Source organism: Streptomyces sp. GB4-14, from assembly GCF_022696125.1.
GTDB classification, from domain to species: Bacteria; Actinomycetota; Actinomycetes; order Streptomycetales; family Streptomycetaceae; genus Streptomyces; species Streptomyces werraensis.
On the sequence record NZ_RZHO01000002.1, the window covers coordinates 3,071,976 to 3,094,450 of the forward strand.

18 protein-coding genes are annotated in these 22,475 nt (G+C 71.2%); 10 read left to right on the forward strand and 8 right to left on the reverse strand.

Features of this window, described 5'->3' with window-relative positions:
• The first annotated feature begins 220 nt into the window (after nucleotides 1–220).
• Entirely contained in the window at nucleotides 221–1,144 is a 924-nt protein-coding gene (locus ELQ39_RS15220; protein WP_242592214.1) for a LysR substrate-binding domain-containing protein, read from the forward strand.
• Between the two features lie 25 nt (nucleotides 1,145–1,169).
• On the opposite strand, the gene ELQ39_RS15225 is transcribed toward ELQ39_RS15220, so the two are convergent.
• On the reverse strand, nucleotides 1,170–3,239 hold the full coding sequence (locus ELQ39_RS15225; protein WP_242592215.1) for a PhoX family protein: 2,070 nt from the start codon (nucleotides 3,237–3,239) through the stop codon (nucleotides 1,170–1,172).
• Between the two features lie 276 nt (nucleotides 3,240–3,515).
• On the opposite strand from ELQ39_RS15225, the gene ELQ39_RS15230 reads away from it, so the two are divergent.
• Together ELQ39_RS15230 and metG are read left to right on the forward strand one after the other, a co-directional pair.
• On the forward strand, nucleotides 3,516–5,126 hold the full coding sequence (locus ELQ39_RS15230; RefSeq protein ID WP_242592217.1) for a VWA domain-containing protein: 1,611 nt from the start codon (nucleotides 3,516–3,518) through the stop codon (nucleotides 5,124–5,126).
• Nucleotides 5,127–5,249: 123 nt separating this feature from the next.
• A complete protein-coding gene (gene metG, locus ELQ39_RS15235) occupies nucleotides 5,250–6,866 on the forward strand; it encodes a methionine--tRNA ligase (protein ID WP_190004330.1) in 1,617 nt (538 codons plus the stop codon).
• A gap of 76 nt (nucleotides 6,867–6,942) precedes the next feature.
• Here metG and ELQ39_RS15240 read toward each other — a convergent pair whose 3' ends face one another.
• Nucleotides 6,943–7,650, reverse strand: a complete 708-nt coding sequence (locus ELQ39_RS15240; RefSeq protein ID WP_242592219.1) for an SDR family oxidoreductase — start codon at nucleotides 7,648–7,650, stop codon at nucleotides 6,943–6,945.
• Between the two features lie 101 nt (nucleotides 7,651–7,751).
• Here ELQ39_RS15240 and ELQ39_RS15245 point away from each other — a divergent pair, with 101 nt between their 5' ends.
• From ELQ39_RS15245 to ELQ39_RS15255, 3 genes are all read left to right on the forward strand, one after another.
• Complete coding sequence (locus tag ELQ39_RS15245) at nucleotides 7,752–8,603, forward strand: helix-turn-helix transcriptional regulator (RefSeq protein WP_242592221.1); 852 nt, start codon at nucleotides 7,752–7,754, stop codon at nucleotides 8,601–8,603.
• 130 nt (nucleotides 8,604–8,733) lie between these two features.
• Nucleotides 8,734–9,099, forward strand: a complete 366-nt coding sequence (locus ELQ39_RS15250) for a PH domain-containing protein (RefSeq protein ID WP_093764358.1) — start codon at nucleotides 8,734–8,736, stop codon at nucleotides 9,097–9,099.
• A 165-nt stretch (nucleotides 9,100–9,264) separates the two neighbouring features.
• Nucleotides 9,265–9,516: a hypothetical protein gene (locus ELQ39_RS15255; RefSeq protein ID WP_242592223.1), complete on the forward strand. Its 252-nt coding sequence runs from the start codon at nucleotides 9,265–9,267 to the stop codon at nucleotides 9,514–9,516.
• A gap of 62 nt (nucleotides 9,517–9,578) precedes the next feature.
• Here the strand turns inward: ELQ39_RS15255 and aspS are convergent, their stop codons facing one another.
• Complete coding sequence (gene aspS / locus ELQ39_RS15260) at nucleotides 9,579–11,342, reverse strand: aspartate--tRNA ligase (RefSeq protein ID WP_190004333.1); 1,764 nt, start codon at nucleotides 11,340–11,342, stop codon at nucleotides 9,579–9,581.
• Nucleotides 11,343–11,534: 192 nt separating this feature from the next.
• Between aspS and ELQ39_RS15265 the strand changes: the two genes are divergently transcribed.
• Nucleotides 11,535–13,679, forward strand: a complete 2,145-nt coding sequence (locus tag ELQ39_RS15265) for an ATP-binding SpoIIE family protein phosphatase (RefSeq protein WP_242592225.1) — start codon at nucleotides 11,535–11,537, stop codon at nucleotides 13,677–13,679.
• Between the two features lie 40 nt (nucleotides 13,680–13,719).
• On the opposite strand, the gene ELQ39_RS15270 is transcribed toward ELQ39_RS15265, so the two are convergent.
• Nucleotides 13,720–14,700, reverse strand: a complete 981-nt coding sequence (locus tag ELQ39_RS15270; RefSeq protein WP_242592227.1) for a pirin family protein — start codon at nucleotides 14,698–14,700, stop codon at nucleotides 13,720–13,722.
• Between the two features lie 141 nt (nucleotides 14,701–14,841).
• Nucleotides 14,842–15,306, reverse strand: a complete 465-nt coding sequence (locus tag ELQ39_RS15275; protein ID WP_190004335.1) for an SseB family protein — start codon at nucleotides 15,304–15,306, stop codon at nucleotides 14,842–14,844.
• A 163-nt stretch (nucleotides 15,307–15,469) separates the two neighbouring features.
• Between ELQ39_RS15275 and ELQ39_RS15280 the strand changes: the two genes are divergently transcribed.
• The gene (locus ELQ39_RS15280) at nucleotides 15,470–17,296 is read left to right on the forward strand and encodes an acyl-CoA dehydrogenase (RefSeq protein ID WP_190004336.1); all 1,827 of its coding nucleotides are present in this window, start codon (nucleotides 15,470–15,472) and stop codon (nucleotides 17,294–17,296) included.
• A gap of 66 nt (nucleotides 17,297–17,362) precedes the next feature.
• Here the strand turns inward: ELQ39_RS15280 and ELQ39_RS15285 are convergent, their stop codons facing one another.
• Nucleotides 17,363–18,496 carry a cation:proton antiporter domain-containing protein gene (locus ELQ39_RS15285; protein ID WP_242592229.1) on the reverse strand — a complete coding sequence of 378 codons (1,134 nt, stop codon included), beginning with the start codon at nucleotides 18,494–18,496 and terminating at the stop codon, nucleotides 17,363–17,365.
• 15 nt (nucleotides 18,497–18,511) lie between these two features.
• On the reverse strand, nucleotides 18,512–18,694 hold the full coding sequence (locus tag ELQ39_RS15290; RefSeq protein WP_242592231.1) for a hypothetical protein: 183 nt from the start codon (nucleotides 18,692–18,694) through the stop codon (nucleotides 18,512–18,514).
• Nucleotides 18,695–18,911: 217 nt separating this feature from the next.
• Here ELQ39_RS15290 and ELQ39_RS15295 point away from each other — a divergent pair, with 217 nt between their 5' ends.
• Both ELQ39_RS15295 and ELQ39_RS15300 read left to right on the forward strand, forming a co-directional pair.
• Nucleotides 18,912–20,210 (forward strand): M18 family aminopeptidase, encoded by a 1,299-nt coding sequence (locus tag ELQ39_RS15295; protein ID WP_190004338.1) that lies wholly within the window; start codon nucleotides 18,912–18,914, stop codon nucleotides 20,208–20,210.
• Between the two features lie 125 nt (nucleotides 20,211–20,335).
• Nucleotides 20,336–20,593 (forward strand): DUF6458 family protein, encoded by a 258-nt coding sequence (locus tag ELQ39_RS15300; RefSeq protein ID WP_024886337.1) that lies wholly within the window; start codon nucleotides 20,336–20,338, stop codon nucleotides 20,591–20,593.
• On the opposite strand, the gene ELQ39_RS15305 is transcribed toward ELQ39_RS15300, so the two are convergent.
• Nucleotides 20,569–22,440, reverse strand: a complete 1,872-nt coding sequence (locus tag ELQ39_RS15305; RefSeq protein ID WP_242592233.1) for an NHL domain-containing thioredoxin family protein — start codon at nucleotides 22,438–22,440, stop codon at nucleotides 20,569–20,571. The two genes, ELQ39_RS15300 and ELQ39_RS15305, sit on opposite strands and share 25 nt — an antisense overlap.
• Nucleotides 22,441–22,475: the final 35 nt, after the last annotated feature.

Here is a 22,475-nt window from a genome sequence, read left to right on the forward strand (position 1 = left end):
CTCCTTCGGTGGGGGGTGAGTCACGTGTCACCGGTGAGTGTCCGCGCCTGTGGGGCGGCTGTGATGATGGCAACCGGTGATAGGACCGGGCTATCGCCACGGCCCGGCCCTGTGCCGCACGCCTCCCGGAATCCCGGTGTCGCAGACGCCCGACTACGCCTGCACAGGCGGGATTTGGGCATCTGGTGAAACCTGAACTTCCCGCTTACCCTCCCAGGACATGGAGCTTGAGGTCCGGCACCTCAGGGCGCTGTGCGCGATCGCCGACACGGGCAGCCTGCACCGGGCCGCACGCCAGCTCGGCGTGGCCCAGCCCTCGTTGAGCACGCAGCTGCGGCGCATCGAACAGGAGCTGGGCGGTGCCCTGTTCGTCCGCGCACGCACGGGCTGCCGGCCCACCCCACTGGGCCGGCTGGTGCTCAGCCGCGCCCGCCCGCTCGTCACCGAGCTGCGCTCCCTGGTCACCGAGGCCCGCGCCGCCGCAGTCGGCGGCCGTCAGCTGCGCATCGGCTCCACCGCGAGCCGGGCGCTGGCCGGCTGGCTGCGCCGCCTGCGCCGGCACTGGCAGGAACCCACCCTGCACATGGACGTCTCCGCCAACGCCCTGCTGCGCATGGTCGCCGACGGCCAGCTCGACGTGGCGTTCGTGCACGAGGTGGAGGGCTGCCCGCTGCGCGTTCCGGAGACCTTGCGCACCCGCGTCCTCATCGCCCGGGAACCGCAGTTCGTGTCCCTGCCCGCCGACCACCCGGCCGCCGCCCGCCAGGTCGTCCACCTCTCCGACCTGGCCCACGACCGCTGGATGATCGACCCGGCGGTCGACGGGGAGTGGGACGCGGTTCGGCGGATGCTGCGCGAGGCGAGGATCGACCCGCCCGTGCTGCACGGCGACTACCACACGGCCGCGTCCCTGGTCGCGATCGGCGAGGTCGTCACCGTCTGCCAGCCGACCTCCCCCTCCCGCCCCGACACGGCCGTCCGCCGCATCGTCGGCGACCCCCTGGGCGTACGGCTGCTGCTGGCGGCGCGTACGGACACGGAGCTGGACGGCGTGTACCCGCACCTGGCGGACGCCTACCAGGAGGTGGCCCGGCAGGCGCCGGCGTACCGGGAGTGGCTGGAGGAACTGGTGCCGGGGGCCTGAGGACCCCGGCACCCCCCGTGCGGCGTCAGACGCCGATGTCCCGCCCGTCCGCGCGCCACACCGCGACGACCGCCGGGCGGACGTACGTGCCGGGGCCGTCCGGCCAGGTGCTGGCGGGCCGCTCCACGGTCGCCCCGTCCACCTCGCCCGGGTGCTGCACGGCCACCAGCACCCGCCGGTCCTGCACGACGGGACCGCAGGTCTCGGCGCCCGTCGGCACGGTCAGGAACTGCTTCAGCTCACCGCGCCGCTCCCCGCGCGTGGCGACGCCGAAGAGGCCGTCGTGGGAGCCGAGGGCGCTGCCGTCGGTGGAGATCCACAGATTGCCGTGCGCGTCGAAGGCGACGTTGTCCGGGCAGGAGATCGGGCTGACGGCGTCCTTCGGGAACCCGGCGAAGTACGTCGCCGGGTCCTCCGGGTCGCCCGCGACGAGGAACAGCGACCAGGCGAAGCGGGTGCTCTCCGGCCGGTTCCACCGCTCGGTCAGCTCCAGGACGTGACCGTGCTTGTTGGCGTGGCGCGGATTGGCCTCGTCCGCCTTCGGGTTGGCGCCGGTGCCGCGGTTGGAGTTGTTGGTGAGCGCGACGTACACCTTGCCCGTGACGGGGTTGGGCTCGATGTCCTCGGGACGGTCCATCTTGGTGGCGCCGACCTTGTCGCCGGCGAGCCGCGTGAAGACGAAGACCTCCTCGGCGGTCATGCCCTCGACGTGCGAGACGGCGCCGTGCGCGGTGGCGGTGGCCAGCGGGATCCACTCGCCGCTGCCGTCGAACTCGCCGTCCTTCGGCAGCTTGCCCGTGCCGTCGATCTCGATCGCGGGCGAGTCGCCGGTGAGCTTCGCGACGTAGAGGGTGCCCTCGTCGAGCAGCGACAGGTTGTGCTCGCGGGCCGCGCGGCTGTTGCCGTGCCGCATCCGCTTGCTGCCGACGAACTTGTAGAAGTAGTCGAACCGCTCGTCGTCGCCGGAGTAGACGACCGGCCGCCCGTCGTGCGTGAGCCGCACGGTGGCCGCCTCGTGCTTGAACCGGCCGAGCGCGGTGTGCTTGCGGGGCGTGGAGTCCGGGTCGTACGGGTCGAGTTCCACGACCCAGCCGAAGCGGTGCGCCTCGTTCGGCTCCTGGGCGAGGTCGAACCGCTTGTCGAACCGCTCCCACTTGCGCTCGGTGGCGCCGGTGCCGATCCCGTACCGCTTGTCGGTGGCGCTGCTGCCGTTGGCGAAGTACTGGTTGAAGTTCTCCTCGCCGTGCAGGGTGGTGCCCCACGGGGTGGTGCCGCCGGAGCAGTTGTTGAGGGTGCCGAGCACCCGGGTGCCGGTCGGGTCGGCGGACGTCTTCACCAGGTCGGAGCCGGCGGCGGGCCCGGTGAGCCGGAACTCGGAGGTGGCGGTGAGCCGCCGGTTGAGGTGATGCCGTCCGACGGCGGTGAGCCGGCCGCTCCCGCGGTCCTCCTCCACGGCGACCACGGCGAGACCGTGCGCGGCCCAGGCGATCTCCACCTGCTCGCGCGTCGGGTTCTGCGGGTCGTAGTCGCGGAACATGAGGATCTCGTCGGTGTACTCGTGGTTGGCGACGAGCAACTGCCGGTTCCGCTCGCCCTTCAGGGGCAGCAGCGCGAGGAAGTCGCAGTTGTACCCGAACTGTCCGGCCTGCGCCTTCGCGCTCTGCCGCTCCGGGTCGAAGGCGGGCGCGCCGCGCAGGATCGGCTCGCCCCAGCGGATGACGACGTTCTGCCGGTAGCCCTCCGGCACGGTGACGGCGTCACGGGTGTTGGGCGGGACGGGAGTGAAGCGGAGGCCGCGGGCGCTCTTCTGCGGCCTGGGGCGTCCTTTCGCGGCCGGGGCCGCTTCCGCCTGGGGCGCGGCGGCGATGCCGGCCGCACCGGCCCCCGTGGCCGCGACGGTGACGACGGCGGCGGCCCGCATCACCGAACGGCGGCTGAGGGCGCCGGCGACGACGTCACCGACGTATTCGTTGTCACTGGTGTTGGGCACCTCGTGGAAGCAGGCGTCACCACACCGGAAACGACAGGTCAGGGCGGACCGGCCGCCGGGGTGCGAACCCGACGGCGTTCCGATCAACGGCAGCAGCTTGCGCACGTGTTCTCTCCTTGGCGTGCCCGTGGTGTCAGCGCGACCGTAGGAGCTCACAGGTGCGACGACCGGGCGCGGGAGTGAACGGCGGGTGAACCCGGAACGGCATCACGGGCGTACGCCGGAGCGGAACATCGACCCCACACAGGCCTGATCACGCCCTTGACAGATACGATCCCGCACATCCCACCCTGCCCAAGATCGCCCCCAAGGGCCGCTAACCTTACGTGTCCGTCCTGGCCAGGGTTTGACGGGCATCAACTCACGCGAAGGGTTGCGCACATGGGCATTCTCACTCTCCTGCGGAACGCGTTCGGCCGGTCACGGAAAGCGAGGTCGACCGAAGCGGAGGGTGCGGCGCCGGCCGCCGAGGCGACGGAAACGACGGCCCCGACGACGCCCGACCCGTCCGCCACCGCGACGGTCCCGGAACAACGCGAAAGCGACGAACACGACCTGGTGAGGTCGGCCTTCGACAAGGTGGAGGTCCCCCGGCCCGCGCGGTCGTCGGAGACGGAGGCGACGACTCCCGAACCGGAGCCCACCCCGGCGTCCCCGGAGCCGACCCCGACACCCGAGGCGGAGGCAACACCCGCAGCCCCGGAACCGGAGGCTGCTGCGGAGCCCGCGCCCACAACTACGGAGCCCGGGGCTGAGTCGGAGCCCGCGCCCACGTCTCCGGAGCCGGAGGCTGAGTCGGAGCCCACGCCCACGGCTCCGGAGCCGGAGGCTGCTGCGGAGCCCGAGGCCGAGACCTCCGCCGAAGCCGAGCCAGAGGCAAAGGTCGAGCCGGAAACCGAGGCCAAGCCGGAAGCGGAGGCTGCTGCTGAGCCCGAGGCCGAGGCTTCCGCCGAGGCCAAGCCGGAGACGAAGAGCGAGCCGAAGGCCGAGGCGGAGGCCGAGGCGGCCGCCGAGCCGGAGGCGAAGGCGGACCCCGCGCCGGAGGCGACCCCCGCAGCCGCCGACGGCGAACAGGCCCCGCAGGGGCCACCCGCACCCGACGACGAGACCCGCACGGGTGGTGCGGGTGGGAACGAAAGCCCGGCCGAAGGCGAAGCCGAGGCCGAGGCGAAGCCCGAGCCGGAGACCGGGGCCAAGCCGGAACCGGAGGCTCCTGCGGACCCCGCGCCGGAGGCGACCCCCGCAACCGACGATGAGACCCGCACGGGTGGTGCGGGTGGGGACGAAAGCCCGGCCGAAGGCGAAGCCGAGGCCGAAACGACCCCCGCCCCCGGGGAACCCGCCACCCCCGCCTCCGCCCTCCGCAACACCACCCTCACCACCGCCTACAAAGCAGCCGGCACCGTTCTCGGGAACAACGACCTCACCGGCGCCCGCGCCAAGGTCCACCTGGTCCTCGACCGCTCCGCGTCCATGCGCCCGTACTACAAGGACGGCTCCGCCCAGGCCCTCGCCGAGCAGACCCTCGCCCTGGCCGCGCACCTGGACCCCGAGGCCACGCTGCACGTGACCTTCTTCTCCACCGAGCTGGACGGCACCGGCGAGCTGACCCTCACCGACCACGAGAACAAGATCGACGAGCTGCACGCGGGCCTCGGCCGGATGGGCCGTACCAGCTATCACGCGGCCGTCGAGGCCGTCCTCGAGCAGCACGCGAAGGAACCCGCCGGCACCCCCGCCCTGGTGATCTTCCAGACGGACGGCGCCCCCGACGCGAAGACGCCAGCCACCAAGGCCCTCACCGACGCCGCGAAGAACCACCCCGACGTGTTCTTCTCCTTCGTCGCGTTCGGCGAGCACGACAACAAGGCGTTCGACTACCTCCGCAAGCTCAAGACGGACAACGCGTCCTTCTTCCACGCGGGCCCGACCCCCCGCGAGCTCACGGACAAGGAGCTGTACGAGGGCGTGCTGGCGAACTGGCGCCCGTAGGAACCACCACGCCCGCCACCCCGGGGGGTGGACGGGGAGGCACGGACGGAACCCCGTCCGCCCCCCGTCCGCCCCCCGAAACGCGTGTGAGTCGATCTCCCCGGGACCAGTAGGATTTCGACCATGGCGGCCACTGGATCAGAGAAGCAGGGGGCGAAGGCGTATTACGTCACGACCCCCATCTACTACGTCAACGACGCTCCTCACCTGGGCCACGCCTACACGACCGTCGCAGGCGACGTGCTCACCCGCTGGCACCGCCAGCGTGGCGAGAAGGTGTGGTACCTCACCGGCACGGACGAGCACGGTCAGAAGATCATGCGCACGGCCGAGGCGAACGGGGTCACCCCGCAGGCCTGGGCCGACAAGCTCGTCACGGAGGCCTGGCAGCCCCTGTGGGAGCACCTCGACATCGCGAACGACGACTTCATCCGCACCACGCAGAAGCGGCACACCGACCGCGTCCAGGAGTTCGTGCAGGACCTGTACGACAAGGGCGAGATCTACAAGGGCGGCTACGAGGGCCCGTACTGCGTGGGCTGCGAGGAGTACAAGCTCCCCGGCGAGCTGCTCGACGGCGAGGGCGAGTACGCGGGCCAGAAGCTGTGCGCGATCCACAAGAAGCCGGTGGAGATCCTCAGCGAGGAGAACTACTTCTTCAAGCTCAGCGAGTACAGCGAGAAGCTCCTCGCGCACTACGAGGCCAACCCGGGCTTCATCCAGCCCGAGTCCGCGCGCAACGAGGTCGTGAACTTCGTGCGCCAGGGTCTGCAGGACCTCTCCATCTCGCGCTCGACGTTCGACTGGGGCGTCAAGGTCCCGTGGGACGACAAGCACGTGATCTACGTGTGGGTCGACGCGCTGCTGAACTACGCGACGGCGGTCGGCTACAACGAGAACCCGGAGAAGTTCGGGTCGACGTTCCCCGCCGACGTGCACCTGGTGGGCAAGGACATCCTCCGCTTCCACGCGATCATCTGGCCGGCCATGCTGATGGCGCAGGGGCTTCCCCTCCCCGGGAAGGTCGCCGCGAACGGCTGGCTGATGGTCGGCGGCGAGAAGATGAGCAAGTCGAACCTGACCGGCATCAAGCCGCAGGACCTGACCTCGCACTTCGGCGTGGACGCGTACCGCTGGTACTTCCTGCGTGCGATCGCGTTCGGCCAGGACGGCTCCTTCTCCTGGGAGGACTTCTCCGCCCGCTACACCAGCGAGCTGGCGAACGACTACGGCAACCTCGCCTCCCGGGTGGCGGCGATGGTCGGCAAGTACTTCGGCGGTGAGCTGCCGGCCGCGACGGCCGACGGCGACGCGGAGAAGGCGATCCACGAGGGCCTGGCGAAGGCCGTCGCGGAGGCCGACCGGAAGATCGGCGAGGAGCTGGACTTCCAGGGCGGCATCCTGGCCGTCTTCGACTTCGTGAAGCAGGTCAACGGCTACATCACCGAGCAGGAGCCCTGGAAGGTCGCCAAGGACGACTCGCCGGAGGGCAAGGCCCGCCTGGCGACGATCCTCTACACGGCCGCGGAGTCGCTCCGCGCGGTGGCGGTCCTCCTCAACCCGGTGATGCCGGAGACGTCCCGGAAACTGTGGGACTCCCTCGGCGCGGAGCCCGCCCTGGGCGCCCTCGCCGACCAGAAGGTCCAGGAGGCCGGCACCTGGGGCCTCCTCCCGGCCGGCTCCACGGTCACCAAGGGCGCGGTCCTCTTCCCCCGCCTGGAGGAGAAGCCGGCCGCCTGACCCGCACACGGCACGGCGAAAGGCCCGGGAACCTCGCGTTCCCGGGCCTTTCCGCCGTTGTGCGTCGCTGTTCGTGTCACCAGGGCAAAGGCCCGTTGCGGTCGGTGAAGGTGCCCGTGGGCCCGTCGGGGCCGACGGTCGCCATGCGGACGATGATCTCCGCGCCTTCCTCGACGCTCTGGGTGCCGGTGTTGCCGTTGAGGTCGGTCCTGGTGAAGCCCGGTTCCACCGCGTTGACCCGGAAGTCCGGCAGCGCCTTCGCGTACTGCACCGTGATCATGTTGACCGCGGCTTTGGACGCCGGGTAGGCGATCGCCGGGTAGAAGTGCGCGGACGACTCCGGGTCGGACAGCCGGGTCAGGGACGCCAGGCCGCTGCTGACGTTCACGACGACCGGTGCGGAGGACCGGCGCAGCAGCGGCAGGAAGGCGTGGGTGACCCGGACGACGCCGAAGACGTTCGTCTCGAAGGCGGTGCGCATCTCCTCGACGGTGGTGTCCTCACCCTGGGGGATCGCGTTGCCCTCGCCGCGTGGCTCGATGCCGGCGTTGTTGACCAGGATGTCGAGGCCGCCCGCGGCCTCGACCGTCTTCACGGCCGCTGCCACGGAGGCGTCGTCGGTGACGTCGAGCCGCACGAAGCGCGCTCCGATGCGTGCGGCGGCCTGACGTCCCCGCTCGGGGTCCCGGGCGCCGAGGTACACGGTGTGACCCGCGTCGACGAGACGGCGGGCGGTTTCGTGTCCGAGACCCTTGTTGGCCCCGGTGATCAGTGCGGTACTCATGGCTTCACTGTCGTTCCGTCCCGCCGGGTCAGCCAGAAGACCCCTTTTCCTGGGACTCGCGGTACCAGGCACGCGCCGTCGGCGAGCGGTTCACTGGGAGCATGGCGACGACGGAGCTGGGACAGGCGCTGCGCCGCTGGCGCGATCGTGTTCCCCCGCGGTCGGCCGGTCTGCCGGAAGGCGGACGGCGGCGGGCGGCGGGGCTGCGGCGGGAGGAGCTGGCCCTGCTGGCCGGCATCTCGGTCGACTACATCGTGCGCCTCGAACAGGGCCGGGCGACCCGTCCCTCGCCCCAGGTGGTTGATGCGCTGACCCGCGCCCTGCGGCTCGACCCGGACGAACGCGCCCACCTGTTCCGGCTCGCCGGGCTCGCCCCGCCCGGCCCGGAGACGGTGCCCGGCTATCTCACGCCCGGCGTGCAGCGGCTGCTGGACCGCCTCGCCGACACCCCGGTCGTCGTCCTGGACGCGGCGATGACCCTGCTGGTGGCCAACCCCCTGTACGCGGCGCTGATGGGCGACCCGTCCACACTGCGCGGCTTCGCCCGCAACCGGGTCTGGAACCACTTCCTGGGCGCGCCCGGCCGGGTCCGGCACACCCCTGAGCAGCGGCGGGAGTTCGAGACGCGTGTGGTCGCGGAACTGCGGTCCGTGGCCGGCCGCTACACGGCAGATCCGCGGCTGCGCGAACTGATCGACGAGTTGCGGGCGCGCAGCGACCGGTTCGACGAGCTGTGGGACTCGGGCGCGGTGGGCCGCGTGGAGTCCTCCGTCAAGACGATCGACCACCCCGACGTGGGCTCGCTGACGCTGGACTGCGACGTGCTGCGCGTGGACGGCGCCGACCTGCGCATCCTCGTGTATTCGGCGGAACCGGGCAGCGAGGCAGCGGAAAAGCTCCGCCTGCTGTCGGTCCTGGGCACGCAGTCGCTCACGTCCCACCGTCCCGCGTAACACGCGCGCTACAGCACGGCCCCGGGAGAACACGACGCTTCTCCCGGGGCCGTGCCCTTTGCGAAGATCGCGTCAAGGCGGCCGAACGTCCGGCCGCCACGGACGACCACATGTGGGGGGAACACGCACCATGGCACTCTTCGGCAACGCGCACACCGTCGACCCGGCCAAGGCCCAGCAGGACTACGCCCGGCTCCTGGGCCACGGCGAGCAGGTGCACGCGGCGTTCCTGCTGATACGCGACACGATCCTGTTCACGGACCGCCGGCTGATCCTGGTCGACAAGCAGGGCATCACCGGCAAGAAGACCGAGTACCACTCGATCCCGTACCGCAGCATCTCCCACTTCGCGGTGGAGACCGCGGGCCACTTCGACCTCGACGCCGAACTGAAGATCTGGATCTCCGGCTCCCCGGCCCCGATCCAGAAGACCTTCACCAAGGGCGTGGACATCTACGAGGTCCAGGCGATCCTCACCCAGTTCGTCGCCCGCTGAACTCGCCCCACCCAACCGGCGGGAACCTCCTTCCCACCCTCGAACGGGTGAACGCGCTCGCATACGCCCGGCCGCATGACCATGAGCGCCCTAGCGTGCGCTCTGGTTCGAAGTCGTGGAAGTCGGGCGGAGTCGACTCCAGCCAGGGACAACTGGAGGAAGCTGATGCAGGACGTCGTCACCCACTTTCCAGGGCACGGAACGCTCTTCGAGGAGAAGTACCTGGAGGGCAAGGCCGAAGGCGAAGCCCGAGGGATCCTGCGCGTGCTGGAGGTCCGGGGTCTCCCGCTCTCCGACGACGTACGTCAGCGCATCACCGCCTGCACCGACCTCGACCGCCTCAACGAGTGGCTCGAGCGCTCCGGCACGGTCGAGCACGCCGAGGACCTTTTCACCGAGGAGGGTCCGGCGGCCTGAGGCCCCGCGGACACGGAACGGGCCCGGAACCGCGGTGCGGTTCCGGGCCCGTTCGCCGGCGACTACTTCGGCTGAGGCTTCCGCACCGACAGGTGCAGTTCCTTCAGCCGGGCCTCCTCCAGCTCCGTCGGTGCGCCCATCATCAGGTCCTGGGCGTTGCCGTTGAGCGGGAAGGCGATCGTCTCGCGGATGTTCGGCTCGTCGGCGAGGAGCATGACGATGCGGTCCACGCCGGGGGCGATGCCGCCGTGCGGCGGAGCGCCGAAGCGGAACGCGCGGAGCATGCCGGCGAACTTCTCCTCGACCGTCTCGCGGTCGTAGCCGGCGATCTCGAACGCCTTGAGCATGATCTCCGGCTCGTGGTTCCGGATCGCGCCCGAGGACAGCTCGACGCCGTTGCAGACGATGTCGTACTGCCAGCCCAGGATGTCCAGCGGGTCCTGGGTCTCCAGGGCCTCCAGGCCGCCCTGCGGCATCGAGAAGGGGTTGTGCGAGAAGTCGATCGCGCCGGTCTCCTCGTCCTTCTCGTACATCGGGAAGTCGACGATCCAGCAGAAGCGGAAGACGTTCTCCTCGAAGTGGCCGGCGCGCTTGGCGGCCTCGACCCGGACCGCGCCCATGATCTTCGAGACCTCGTCGAACTCGCCCGCGCCGAAGAACACCGCGTGGCCGGGGGCCAGTGCCAGCCGCTTGGTCAGCTCCGCGACGTTCTCCTCGGTGAGGAACTTCGCGATCGGGCCGGTGAGCGAGCCGTCCTCGCCGACACGCACCCACGCCAGGCCCTTCGCGCCCTGCGAGACCGCGTAGTCGCCGAGCTGGTCGAAGAACTTGCGGGGCTGGCCGGAGACGTCCGGCACCGGCAGCGCGCGCACGTGCTTGCCGGCGAACGCCTTGAACTCCGAGCCCTCGAAGATGTCGGTGATGTCGACGAGCTCCAGCTGGGCACGCAGGTCCGGCTTGTCGGAGCCGTACTTCAGCATCGCCTCGCGGAACGGGATCCGCGGGAACGGCGAGGTGACGTGACGGCCGTTGCCGAACTCCTCGAACAGCTCGGTCATGAGCTTCTCGATCGGCTGGAAGACGTCCTCCTGCTCGACGAAGCTCATCTCGACGTCGAGCTGGTAGAACTCGCCCGGCGAGCGGTCGGCGCGGGCGTCCTCGTCACGGAAACAGGGCGCGATCTGGAAGTAGCGGTCGAAGCCCGAGATCATCAGCAGCTGCTTGAACTGCTGCGGCGCCTGCGGCAGCGCGTAGAACTTGCCGGGGTTCAGACGGGACGGGACCACGAAGTCGCGCGCGCCCTCGGGGGAGGTCGCGGACAGGATCGGCGTGGTCATCTCGTTGAAGCCCAGGGCGGTCATCTTGTGGCGGATCGCCGAGATGACCTGCGTGCGCAGCATGATGTTGCGGTGCATGCGCTCGCGGCGCAGGTCGAGGAAGCGGTACTCCAGGCGCCGCTCCTCGTTGACACCGTCCTCGGTGTTGATGGTGAAGGGCAGCGGGGCCGCCTCGCCCAGCACCTCGACCTCGGAGACCTCGACCTCGATCTCACCGGTCGGCAGGTCGGGGTTGACGTTCTCCGCACCGCGCGAGACGACCTTGCCGTCGACGCGGACCACGGTCTCCTTGGAGAGCTTGTCGAGCGCCTCGTACGCCGCGGTGCCCGGACGGGCCACCAGCTGGGTGATCCCGTAGTGATCGCGCAGATCGATGAAGAGGATGCCGCCCAGGTCGCGCCGATTGTGCAGCCAGCCACTCAGCCGGACGTCGGTGCCGACGTCAGAGGCGCGGAGCTCGCCGCAGGTGTGGGACCTGTACCGATGCATCGTCGTTCATCCAGCCTTCGCGGATCGGGGGCGTTGTTTCACGTGAAACTCCCCCCAAGCCTACCGGCCAGGCCAAGATCACTGCTCCGCCCTTTGCCGGGCGTCAGGTCGGGGGTCGGCCGACGGTCGCCGAGAGGGCCGGCCAAACGACATGGGTGGAAGTTTCCGGAAGCATCTCCATAAAGTGGTGCAATGCGTACTGGTGAGCCCCTGCCCGCCCTGGGGGACGTCCTCGCCGCCCTCGGAACCGGCGTGTGGCACTGGGACACCGCATCCGGAGAGGTCACAGTCGATGCCGTCGCAGCCGGGCTGCTCGGGCTGCCCGCCGAGCCCGTCACCCTCACGGAGGCCCAGGTCCGGGCCCGTCTCCACCCCGTCGACTGGAACGAGATCACCGGGGTCGTCCAGCTGGCCGTCGCCGAGGCCACGCTCGCCGAGGTGCGCATCCGGATCATGGACGACCAGAACAACGTCGTCCGCGTCGTCCGCAGTCGTTCCAAGCCCTCCTACGAGCCGGAACGCAAGGCCTACGTCCTGACCGGGACCCTGCAGGAGGTGACCGAGCCGACGCCGGGCACACCCGCCGCGCGCAGCGCGGTCACCGGCGACTGGAGGCGCTCCCGTGAGGCGTTCCTGCTGGACGCCGGCCGGGCGCTGGCGGAGGCGCGCTCCACCCAGGAGGTGCTGAGGGTCGCCGCCAATCTGTCCATGCCGGGGTTCACCCCGGACGGCTTGGCCGTGTTCGGCGTGGAGGGCGACCGGCTCACGATCATCGGCCACCACGGGCACGAGCCCGGTGCCGAGAGCCCCTTCTACATGCCGCTCGACACCGACTACCCGGCCACCGAGGTGGTGCGCACCGGCCGCGCGGTCTACATCTCCTCCCCCGAGGAGTACAAGGCGCGCTACCCGCTCACCTGGCCGCTCGCCCAGCGTTTCGGCCGTCAGTCCTGGGCGTTCCTGCCGCTGACCGTCTCCGGCCGCACCATGGGCACCTGGCTGGCCGCCTTCGCCTACCCGGTCGCCTTCACGCCCGACGAGCGGTCCGTGCTGACCACGGTGGCCCGGATGCTGGCCCAGGCGCTGTCCCGCGCGGGCACGGCGGAGACCGAGAAGGAGCTCACCGAGGGCCTCCAGCGCACGATGATGCCGAAGCTCGGGCCGGGCATCCCGGGCATGGACGTCACCGCCCGCTACGTGCCGACCGGCGGCGGCCTCCAGGTGGGCGGCGACTGGTACGACGTGATCCCGCTGCCCGGGGGCGCCTCCGGGACGACGTCCGGGGGAGGGAGGTTCGCGCTGGTCATCGGCGACGTGCAGGGACACGACGTACGGGCCGCGGGACTGATGGGACAGCTGCGGATAGCGCTGCGGGCGTACGCCTCGGAGGGGCACCGGCCGGACGCCGTGCTCTCCCGTGCCTCCCGCTTCCTGCACGGCATCGGCGAGGACCCGGCCGAGCTGCGCTTCGCGACCTGTCTGTACGCCGAGGTCGACCCGGCGACGGGGGTGCTCGAGGTGGCCCGCGCCGGGCATCCCGAGCCGGTGATCCGCATGACCGACGGGACGGTGCTGACCCGGCCGACGGAGGGCGGGCTGCCGCTGGGCATCGACCCGGACGCCGACTACCCGACCACCCGGCTGATCCTGGAGCCCGGCGAGACCCTGCTGATCTGCACGGACGGGCTGATCGAGACCGGCGGGCACGACCTGGACACCGGCTGGCAGCGGCTCCGGGAGATCCTGGAGCGGCACAACGGCACCCAGGAGGAGCTGGCCGACGCCCTGGTCCAGGCGGTGCACGGGCCCTCCTCGCACCACACCACCGGACCGCTGGCCGACCGCCGCGAGGACGACATAGCGCTGCTGCTGCTCACCCGGCAGGGCGCCGCCTGCGGCTGCGGCGCGGAGGACACGGCGCCGCTCTCGGTGCGCCGCACGGTGCTGACGGTGGCGCAGGCCGAGCCGGAGCGGGTGTCCGTCGCCCGGCAGCAGCTGCGCGAGCTGCTGCACGACTGGGACTCGCCGGACCAGGTGGACTCGGCGGTGCTGCTGCTGTCGGAGGTGCTGACCAACGTGCTGGTGCACACGGACTCCGACGCGCTGCTGCTCGCCGAGGTCACCGACGGCGGCGACGGCCGCCGCATCCGGATCGAGGTCACCGACTCGGGCGACGACCTCCCGCACCCCCGCCGCCCGGGCGAGCTGGCGTCCTCGGGCCGCGGCCTGCTGCTGATCGAGCTCCTCGCCCACACCTGGGGCGTCGCCCCGCGCGGCCGCGGCAAGAGCATCTGGTTCGAGCTCTACGAGCAGAAGAACGGCGACGGCCCCGGGTGACCGGGGCCGTCGCCGCGACATCCTGCGACCGGACCTGGGCTCAGTCCCGGCCGGGACCCTTCTCCGTCATGCCGTGGACGGCGGGGACCGTGCCGAGGCGGCCCTTCTGGAAGTCCTCGAAGGCCTGCATCAGCTCGTCCTTCGTGTTCATCACGAAGGGCCCGTAGTGGGCCATCGGCTCACGGATGGGCCGGCCGCCGAGCAGGACGACCTCCAGGTCCGGCGTGTGGGAGTCCTGCTTCTCGTCCGCGCGGACGGTCAGCGAGCCGCCGGCGCCGAACACCGCGGTCTGGCCGAGGTGGATCGGACGCCGCTCGGCGCCCACCGCGCCGCGCCCGGCCATCACGTACGCCAGGCCGTTGAAGTCCTCCCGCCAGGGCAGGGTGACCTCCGCGCCCGGGGCGAGCGTGGCGTGGATCATCGTGATCGGCGTGTGGGTGATGCCCGGGCCCTCGTGGCCGTCCAGCTCGCCGGCGATGACGCGGAGCAGCGCGCCGCCGTCCGGGGAGGTGAGCAGCTGGACGCTGCCGCTGCGGATGTCCTGGTAGCGGGGCGCCATCATCTTGTCCTTGGCGGGGAGGTTCACCCACAGCTGGAGGCCGTGGAACAGCCCGCCGGACATCACCAGGTGCTCCGGCGGCGCCTCGATGTGGAGCAGGCCGGAGCCGGCCGTCATCCACTGGGTGTCGCCGTTGGTGATGGTGCCGCCACCGCCGTTGGAGTCCTGGTGGTCGAAGATCCCGTCGATGATGTAGGTGACGGTCTCGAAGCCGCGGTGGGGGTGCCAGGGGGTGCCCTTGGGCTCGCCCGGCGCGTACTCCACCTCACCCATCTGGTCCATCATGATGAACGGGTCGAGATGGCGGTAGTTGATCCCCGCGAACGCCCGGCGCACCGGGAAGCCCTCGCCCTCGAAACCGCTGGGAGCGGTCGTGACGGCCAGCACGGGACGGGCCACGGCGTCGGCGGGAGCGGTCACACGGGGCAGCGTCAACGGGTTCTCGACGGTCACTGCAGGCATCGGTACCTCCTCGGGTACGCCCAGTTTAGTTGAGCGTTGAACTTTCTGCCACCTCGAACCGACAAAGCCCGGAGGGAATTCCCTCCGGGCTCCGATCGGCGGTCACAGGGTCCGGCGTCGGCCGTGCACGCGGCGACGGCGTCAGCCATACATACGGCGCATCGCGAACTCGACCATCTGCTCCACGGCCTTGGCGTCGAACACCATCCGGTGCTCGCCCTCCATGTCGAGCACGAAGCCGTAGCCGGTGGGCAGCAGGTCGATCACCTCGGCGCCGGTGATCACGAAGTACTTGGACTCCTTGCCGGCGTACCGCCGCAGCTCCTTGAGCGAGGTGAACATCGGGATCACGGGCTGCTGGGTGTTGTGCAGGGCGAGGAAGCCGGGGTTGTCACCGCGCGGGCAGTAGACCTTGGACGTGGCGAAGATCTGCTGGAAGTCCTCCGCCGCCATCTGGCCCGTGGTGAACGCGCGCACGGCGTCGGCGAGCGAGGGCGGGGACGGTTCGGGATACGCCGGCGCCTGCTGCCCGTACCCGCCCGGCATCTGCTGCTGCGGCGGCACGTAACCCTGCTGGGTCCCCGCACTCTGGTCGTAGCCGTACATGGCGCACAGACTACTGACCCCGCGCGAGGGCTGGGTCACAGATGTCCGGATCGGGGTTGCTTCTTATTACCGACGGGTAGCATCATCGTAGCTACTTGTCGGTACGTGAATCAGTCGCGAGGAATCAGTCCCTCGCCGATCCCTCTCAAACGGAGCCGTCGCCATGGGGCACTACAAGTCGAATCTCCGCGACATCGAGTTCAACCTCTTCGAGGTACTCGGGCGCGACAAGCTGTACGGCACGGGCCCGTTCGAGGAGATGGACGTCGACACCGCGAAGAGCATCCTGGAGGAGCTGGCCCGCCTCTCCGAGAACGAGCTCGCGGAGTCCTTCGCCGACGCCGACCGCAACCCGCCGGTCTTCGACCCGGAGACCAACACCGCGCCGGTCCCCGCGTCCTTCAAGAAGAGCTACCAGGCCTTCATGGACTCGGAGTACTGGCGGCTCGGCCTGCCCGAGGAGATCGGCGGCACCACCGCGCCCCGCTCCCTCATCTGGGCCTACGCCGAGCTGATCCTGGGCGCCAACCCGGCCGTGTGGATGTACTCCTCGGGCCCCGCCTTCGCGGGCATCCTCTTCGAGGAGGGCAACGAGGTCCAGAAGCACATCGCGAAGATCGCCACGGAGAAGCAGTGGGGCTCCACGATGGTGCTCACCGAGCCGGACGCCGGCTCGGACGTCGGCGCCGGCCGCACCAAGGCCGTGCAGCAGGAGGACGGCTCCTGGCACATCGAGGGCGTGAAGCGCTTCATCACGTCCGGTGAGCACGACATGTCGGAGAACATCCTCCACTACGTGCTCGCCCGCCCCGAGGGCGCGGGCCCCGGCACCAAGGGCCTGTCCCTCTTCCTCGTCCCGAAGTACCTCTTCGACTTCGAGACCGGCGAGCTGGGCGAGCGCAACGGCGTCTACGCCACGAACGTCGAGCACAAGATGGGCCTGAAGGCCTCCAACACCTGCGAGATGACGTTCGGCGACAAGCACCCCGCCAAGGGCTGGCTGATCGGCGACAAGCACGACGGCATCCGCCAGATGTTCCGCATCATCGAGTTCGCCCGCATGATGGTCGGCACGAAGGCGATCTCCACGCTGTCCACGGGCTACCTGAACGCGCTGGAGTACGCCAAGGAGCGCGTCCAGGGCCCCGACCTGGCGAACTTCATGGACAAGACCGCCCCCAAGGTCACCATCACCCACCACCCCGACGTGCGCCGCTCGCTGATGACGCAGAAGGCGTACGCGGAGGGCATGCGTGCCCTGGTGATGTACACCGCGTCGGTCCAGGACGCCATCCAGCTCAAGGAGGCGAACGGCGAGGACGCCTCCACCGAGCACGCGATGAACGACCTGCTCCTGCCGATCGTCAAGGGCTACGGCTCCGAGAAGGCCTACGAGCAGCTCGCCCAGTCGCTGCAGACCTTCGGCGGCTCCGGCTTCCTCCAGGAGTACCCGATCGAGCAGTACATCCGGGACTCCAAGATCGACACCCTCTACGAGGGCACCACCGCGATCCAGGGCCAGGACTTCTTCTTCCGGAAGATCGTCCGCAACCAGGGCGCCGCGCTGAACTCGCTCGCCGAGGACATCAAGAAGTTCCTCGCGGTCGGCGAGGGAGGCGAGGAACTGGCGGGCGCCCGCGAGCACCTGGCCAAGGCCGCCGTCGAGCTGGAGGCCATCGTCGGCCTGATGCTCACCGACCTCGCGGCCACCGAGAAGGACACCAGGAACATCTACAAGGTGGGCCTGAACACCACCCGCCTGCTGATGGCCTCCGGTGACGTCGTCGTCGGCTACCTGCTGCTCAAGCACGCCGCCGTCGCCGCCGAGAAGCTCCCGACGGCCTCCGCCAAGGACAAGGCGTTCTACACCGGCAAGATCGCGGCGGCGAAGTTCTTCGCGGCCAACGTCCTGCCGGGCGTCACCCTGGCCCGCAAGGTCGCCGAGGGTGTCGAGCTGGACCTGATGGAACTGGACGAGGCGGCGTTCTAGCCGCTGCCGGCCCCGGCCGGTCCGACGGGCGGCCCGCTCCCCACGGGGAGCGGGCCGCCCGCCTGTTCAGGCCGCCCGCCCAGGCCGCTCCGCCGGGGCCGTCCGCAGGGCGTGCCGTGTCCCGCCGACGGCCGGGGCCCCGCCCGGTGACGCGGGCGCCCCGCCCGACGGCTCCGGGGCGCCGCGCAGCAGCCGGGACACGGCAGGGGAGGTGACCGCGGTGCTCAGCAACGCCATCACGACCAGGACGGTGAAGAGTTCGGTACCGATCACTCCCTGTTCGCGCCCGATGTTGAGCACGATGAGCTCGATAAGACCACGGCAGTTCATCAGCGCTCCGATGGCGAGCGCGCTGTTCCAGTCGTGCCCGGCCGCCCTGGCCGCCAGGGCGGTGCCGCCCCACTTGCCCGCCACGGCCACCACGACGACCACGGCCGTCCACAGCCACAGGTCCAGGGAGCCGACGAGCAGGAGGACGTCCGTGTGCAGGCCGCCGACGACGAAGTACAGCGGCAGCAGCACCGGGACGACGAACGTGCGCATCTGCCCGGCGCACCGTGCCACCTTCCGGCTGTGCCCGGGCACGGCCACCCCGAGGAGGAACGCCCCGAACAGTGCGTGGACCCCGATGCGGTCGGTGGTGAAGGCGGCCAGGAACAGCCCGCTCACCAGGAACGTCATGACGACGGAGTCGGCGTGACGTTCGGCCGGGTGAGCGCGGCGGCCGAGCAGCGGCCGCACGACGCCCAGCAGAACCACGACGAAGCCGGCCGCGGCGAGCGCGGTCACCCCGGCGCCCAGGAGGCCGGTGCTGGCGATCGTCGCCATGACGACGGCCAGCAGACACCAGGCCGTCACGTCGTCCACGGCCGCACAGGCCATGGCCAGTGCCCCGACCGGAGTGCCGTGCAGACCACGGTCGTCCAGGATCCTGGCCAGCACCGGAAAGGCGGTGATGCTCATCGCCACCGCGATGAACATCACGAACACCGGCTTCCCGACGCCGTCGGGGGCGAGCGGCCCGTACATGGCCAGGGCCAGAACCGCTCCGAGGCCCAGGGGCAGCCACATGCCGGTCTGACTGACCGCCAGCGTGGCCCGGCCCTGACCCCGCAGCGCCCCGAGATCCAGTTCCAGGCCCGCCAGGAACATGAAGGTGAGCAGGCCCACGGTGCCCAGGGCGGACAGCGGGACCAGCACGGAGTCGGGGAACAGTCACTGCTGGGCCTGAGGGAACAGGCTGCCCAGCAGTGACGGCCCGAGCAGGATGCCGACGGTGATCTCACCGATCACCGGCGGCTGTCCGCATCTGCGCATCAACCGGGCGCCCGCCCGACAGCCCAGAATCACGACCGGAACGGTGACGAGCAACTGGGTGATCGGGTCCGGGGAGGACACGGTCCGGCTCCTTGGGTCGATGGTGCCGCGGACCGGGACGTCAGGGGGCACGGACGTCGGTGCGCGGCCGTCGGGACTTCCTGGACGAAGGGAGGGGGATCATGCAAGCAGAGGAAGCTCGCGGCAGTCTCGAGCAGGCGAACGGGCCGCCGCGCGCCGATCCCGCCCCCCGCCACTGGGCCGCGACCGGACCGCCGCGCGTCGTTAAGGTGAACCCATGAGCGAACCCCCCCGCTTCGACCGCGGCCACACCGATGACCTGATGTCCTTCCTCGCGGCGAGCCCCACGCCGTACCACGCCGTGGCGAACGCCGCCGAGCGGCTGGAGAAGGCGGGCTTCAGGCAGGTCGCGGAGACGGACGCCTGGGACGGCACGGCAGGCGGCAAGTACGTGCTGCGCGGCGGTGCGATCATCGCCTGGTACGTCCCCGAGGGGGCCGAGGCGCACACGCCCTTCCGGATCGTCGGGGCGCACACCGACTCCCCCAATCTGCGCGTCAAGCCGCGCCCCGACAGCGGGGCGCACGGCTGGCGTCAGGTGGCCGTGGAGATCTACGGCGGGCCGCTCCTCAACTCCTGGCTCGACCGCGACCTGGGCCTGGCCGGGCGGCTCTCCCTGCGCGACGGCACGACCCGCCTGGTCGACGTCGACCGGCCGCTGCTTCGGGTCCCCCAGCTCGCCATCCACCTGGACCGCGCGGTCAACTCCGACGGCCTCAAGCTCGACAAGCAGCGGCACATGCAGCCGGTGTGGGGCCTGGGCGAGGACGTCCGCGACGGCGACCTCATCGCCTTCCTGGAAGACACCGCGGGGCTGCCGGAGGGCTCGGTCACCGGCTGGGACCTGATGGTGCACCCCGTCGAGCCGCCCGCCTACCTGGGCCGCGACCGCGAACTGGTGGCCGGCCCGCGCATGGACAACCTGCTGTCCGTGCACGCCGGCACGGCCGCGCTCACCGCGGCGGCCGGACGCGGCTCGCGACTGTCGTACATCCCCGTGCTCGCCGCCTTCGACCACGAGGAGAACGGCTCCCAGTCCGACACCGGCGCGGACGGCCCGCTGCTCGGCAGCGTCCTGGAGCGCTCGGTGTTCGCGCGCGGCGGTTCCCTGGAGGACCGGGCCCGCGCCCTCGCCGGGACCGTCTGCCTGTCCTCCGACACCGGTCACGCCGTGCACCCCAACTACGCGGAGCGGCACGACCCGACGCACCACCCGCGCGTCGACGGCGGCCCCATCCTCAAGGTCAACGTCAACAACCGCTACGCCACGGACGGTTCGGGACGCGCGGTGTTCGCGGCGGCCTGCGAGAGGGCCGGGGTGCCCTTCCAGACGTTCGTCTCCAACAACGCGATGCCGTGCGGCACCACGATCGGCCCGATCACCGCGGCCCGGCACGGCATCAGGACGGTCGACATCGGCGTGGCCATCCTGTCGATGCACAGCGTCCGCGAACTCTGCGGCGCCAAGGACCCGTTCCTGCTGGCGAACGCGCTGACGGCGTTCCTGGAGGGCTGATCCGGGCCGCGTTCGCCGACAGCGTCCTGAGCGGCGGTCAACTCCCGTGCGCGCCGCGGCGCATGGGAGCCGTCCCTCCGGGTACCCGGGTCGCACCGGAAACACCGGACAGGGAGGCGACACCTATGGGCCTCGGCGGATGCATCATCCTCATCGCCGTGGGAGCAATCCTCACGTTCGCGACCGACTGGGACATGCAGGGTGTCAACCTTGACCTCGTCGGCGTCATCTTCATGATCGTCGGACTGATCGGCGTCGCGACCTTCAGCAGCATCGCCCGGCGTCGGCGGGTCGTGGTACCCCCCGCCACCCCGGTGGTCGACGACCCGGCACGTCCGCACCACCACACCCGCGACGGCTACAGCGACGGGTACGGCGTCTGACCGGACGCCCCGCCCGGGCCGCCCGGGCCGTCCGCACCGGACAGTTCCAGGACCAGCCGGTCCGTGCCTCCCGCGGAGGGACGCACGGGCAGCCGCCATTCACGGCGGTGCACATGGCAGGCCGGATGGAGCACCTCCGGGTCGGCGTCGCACGCGGCCGCCGTCGCCACGACATGCAGCACCCCCTGCCCCACGGCGGGGTCGGTCTCGAGGGCGCGGGAGAGATCACTCCCCGCGCCCTCTCCGCTGCGCAGGAGCGCGGGCGGTGAGGCGGACACGAGCAGGCGGGTCGCGGGGCCGTCCCGCGTGTCGAGCTTCTGGCCGGGCGGGGGCGTGAACACCACGTCCAGGTGGACGGGGCCGACGGCGATCCCGGTGACGGACCGCTCCGTGTCCGTGTGCGGGCCCAGCGCCTGCGCGGGGAGCCGCAGCCGGGTCAGCCGGTGCCGCGCCGACTCCACGACCACCACGTCCTCGCCGACGACCACCGCGCCGCTGGGCTCGCGCAGATCGGTGGCCAGGGTGGTCACCTCGCCGGTGGCCGGGTCGTAGCGGCGCAGGGCCTGGTTGTAGGTGTCGCAGACCGCCAGGGAGCCGTCGGGCAGCGCGGTCACCCCGAGCGGGTGCTGGAAGAGCGCCTCGTCCGCGGGGCCGTCCCGGTACCCGAAGGCGAACAGTCCCGCCCCCACGGCCGTACGCACCCGTCCGTCCGGTCCCAGCCGGCGCAGGGCGGAGCTCTCCGAGTCGGCCACCCACAGCCCCTCCGGTGTCACCGCGAGCCCCGAGGGCTGCGCGAACAGGGCCTCCTTCACCGGCCCGTCGACGATCTGCTCCCCGCCGGTCCCGGCCTCGCGGGCGACCGTGCCGGCGGCGGGGTCGTAGGACCAGAGCTGGTGGATGCCGGCCATGGCGATCCACACCGTGCCCTGCCAGACGGTGACGTCCCAGGGGGAGGAGAGGTTCACCGCGCGGGCCGGGCCGTCCGTCGCGTCCCCGGGGCGCCAGGGGGAACCCGTGCCGGCGAGCGTGGTGACCTCGCCCGACTCGGGGTCGAGCCGCCTCAGGGCGTGGTTGACGGTGTCGGCGACGACCACGGCGCCGTCCGGGAGCAGGGCGAGCCCCTGCGGCTCCTGGAAGCGGGCCCGCCCGGGCGGTCCGTCCACCAGGCCACGTCCGCCGCTGCCGAACCGCCTCAGGACCGTCTCCCCGTCCTCCGCCAGCTCCACCACCTGGTGCCGGGTGGTGTCCGTGACCAGGAACGTCCCCGACGGCAGCAGCAGCACCTTGCCGGGGAACCGCAGCACCGTCGGCTCCGGCTCCGGCGGCGCGTAGGGGAGGTCGCCGCGCCGGAGCGTGCCCTTCGCCGCGTGCTCGGCCTCCAGCTCGGTCACCAGCCGCTCGATCTCGGGCACGTGCCCCTCGCCGGAGTACGTGGCCACGACGTACCCCTCCGGGTCGACGACCACCAGCGTCGGCCAGGCCCGCACGGCGTACTGCGTCCACGTCGTCAGCTCGGGGTCGTCCAGGACGGGGTGCGCCACCGCGTACCGCTCCACGGCGTCCGCCACCGCCGCGTGCTCCGCCTCGTGCGGGAACTTCGGCGAGTGCACGCCGATCACCACGAGCGTGTCCCGGTGCCGCTCCTCCAGCTCACGCAGCTCGTCGACGACGTGGAGGCAGTTGACGCAGGCGAACGTCCAGAAGTCGAGCAGCACGACGCGTCCGCGCAGGCCGGCGAGGGTGTACGCGGCGCCGCCCGTGTTCAGCCAGCCCCCCTTCCCCGCGAGCTCGGGCGCCCGCACACGGGCGGAACGGCGGACGGGGGGAGCGGAGGCGGCGTCGTCCATACGTCCAGCGTGCCACCGGCGGGGGCGGAGCGGGC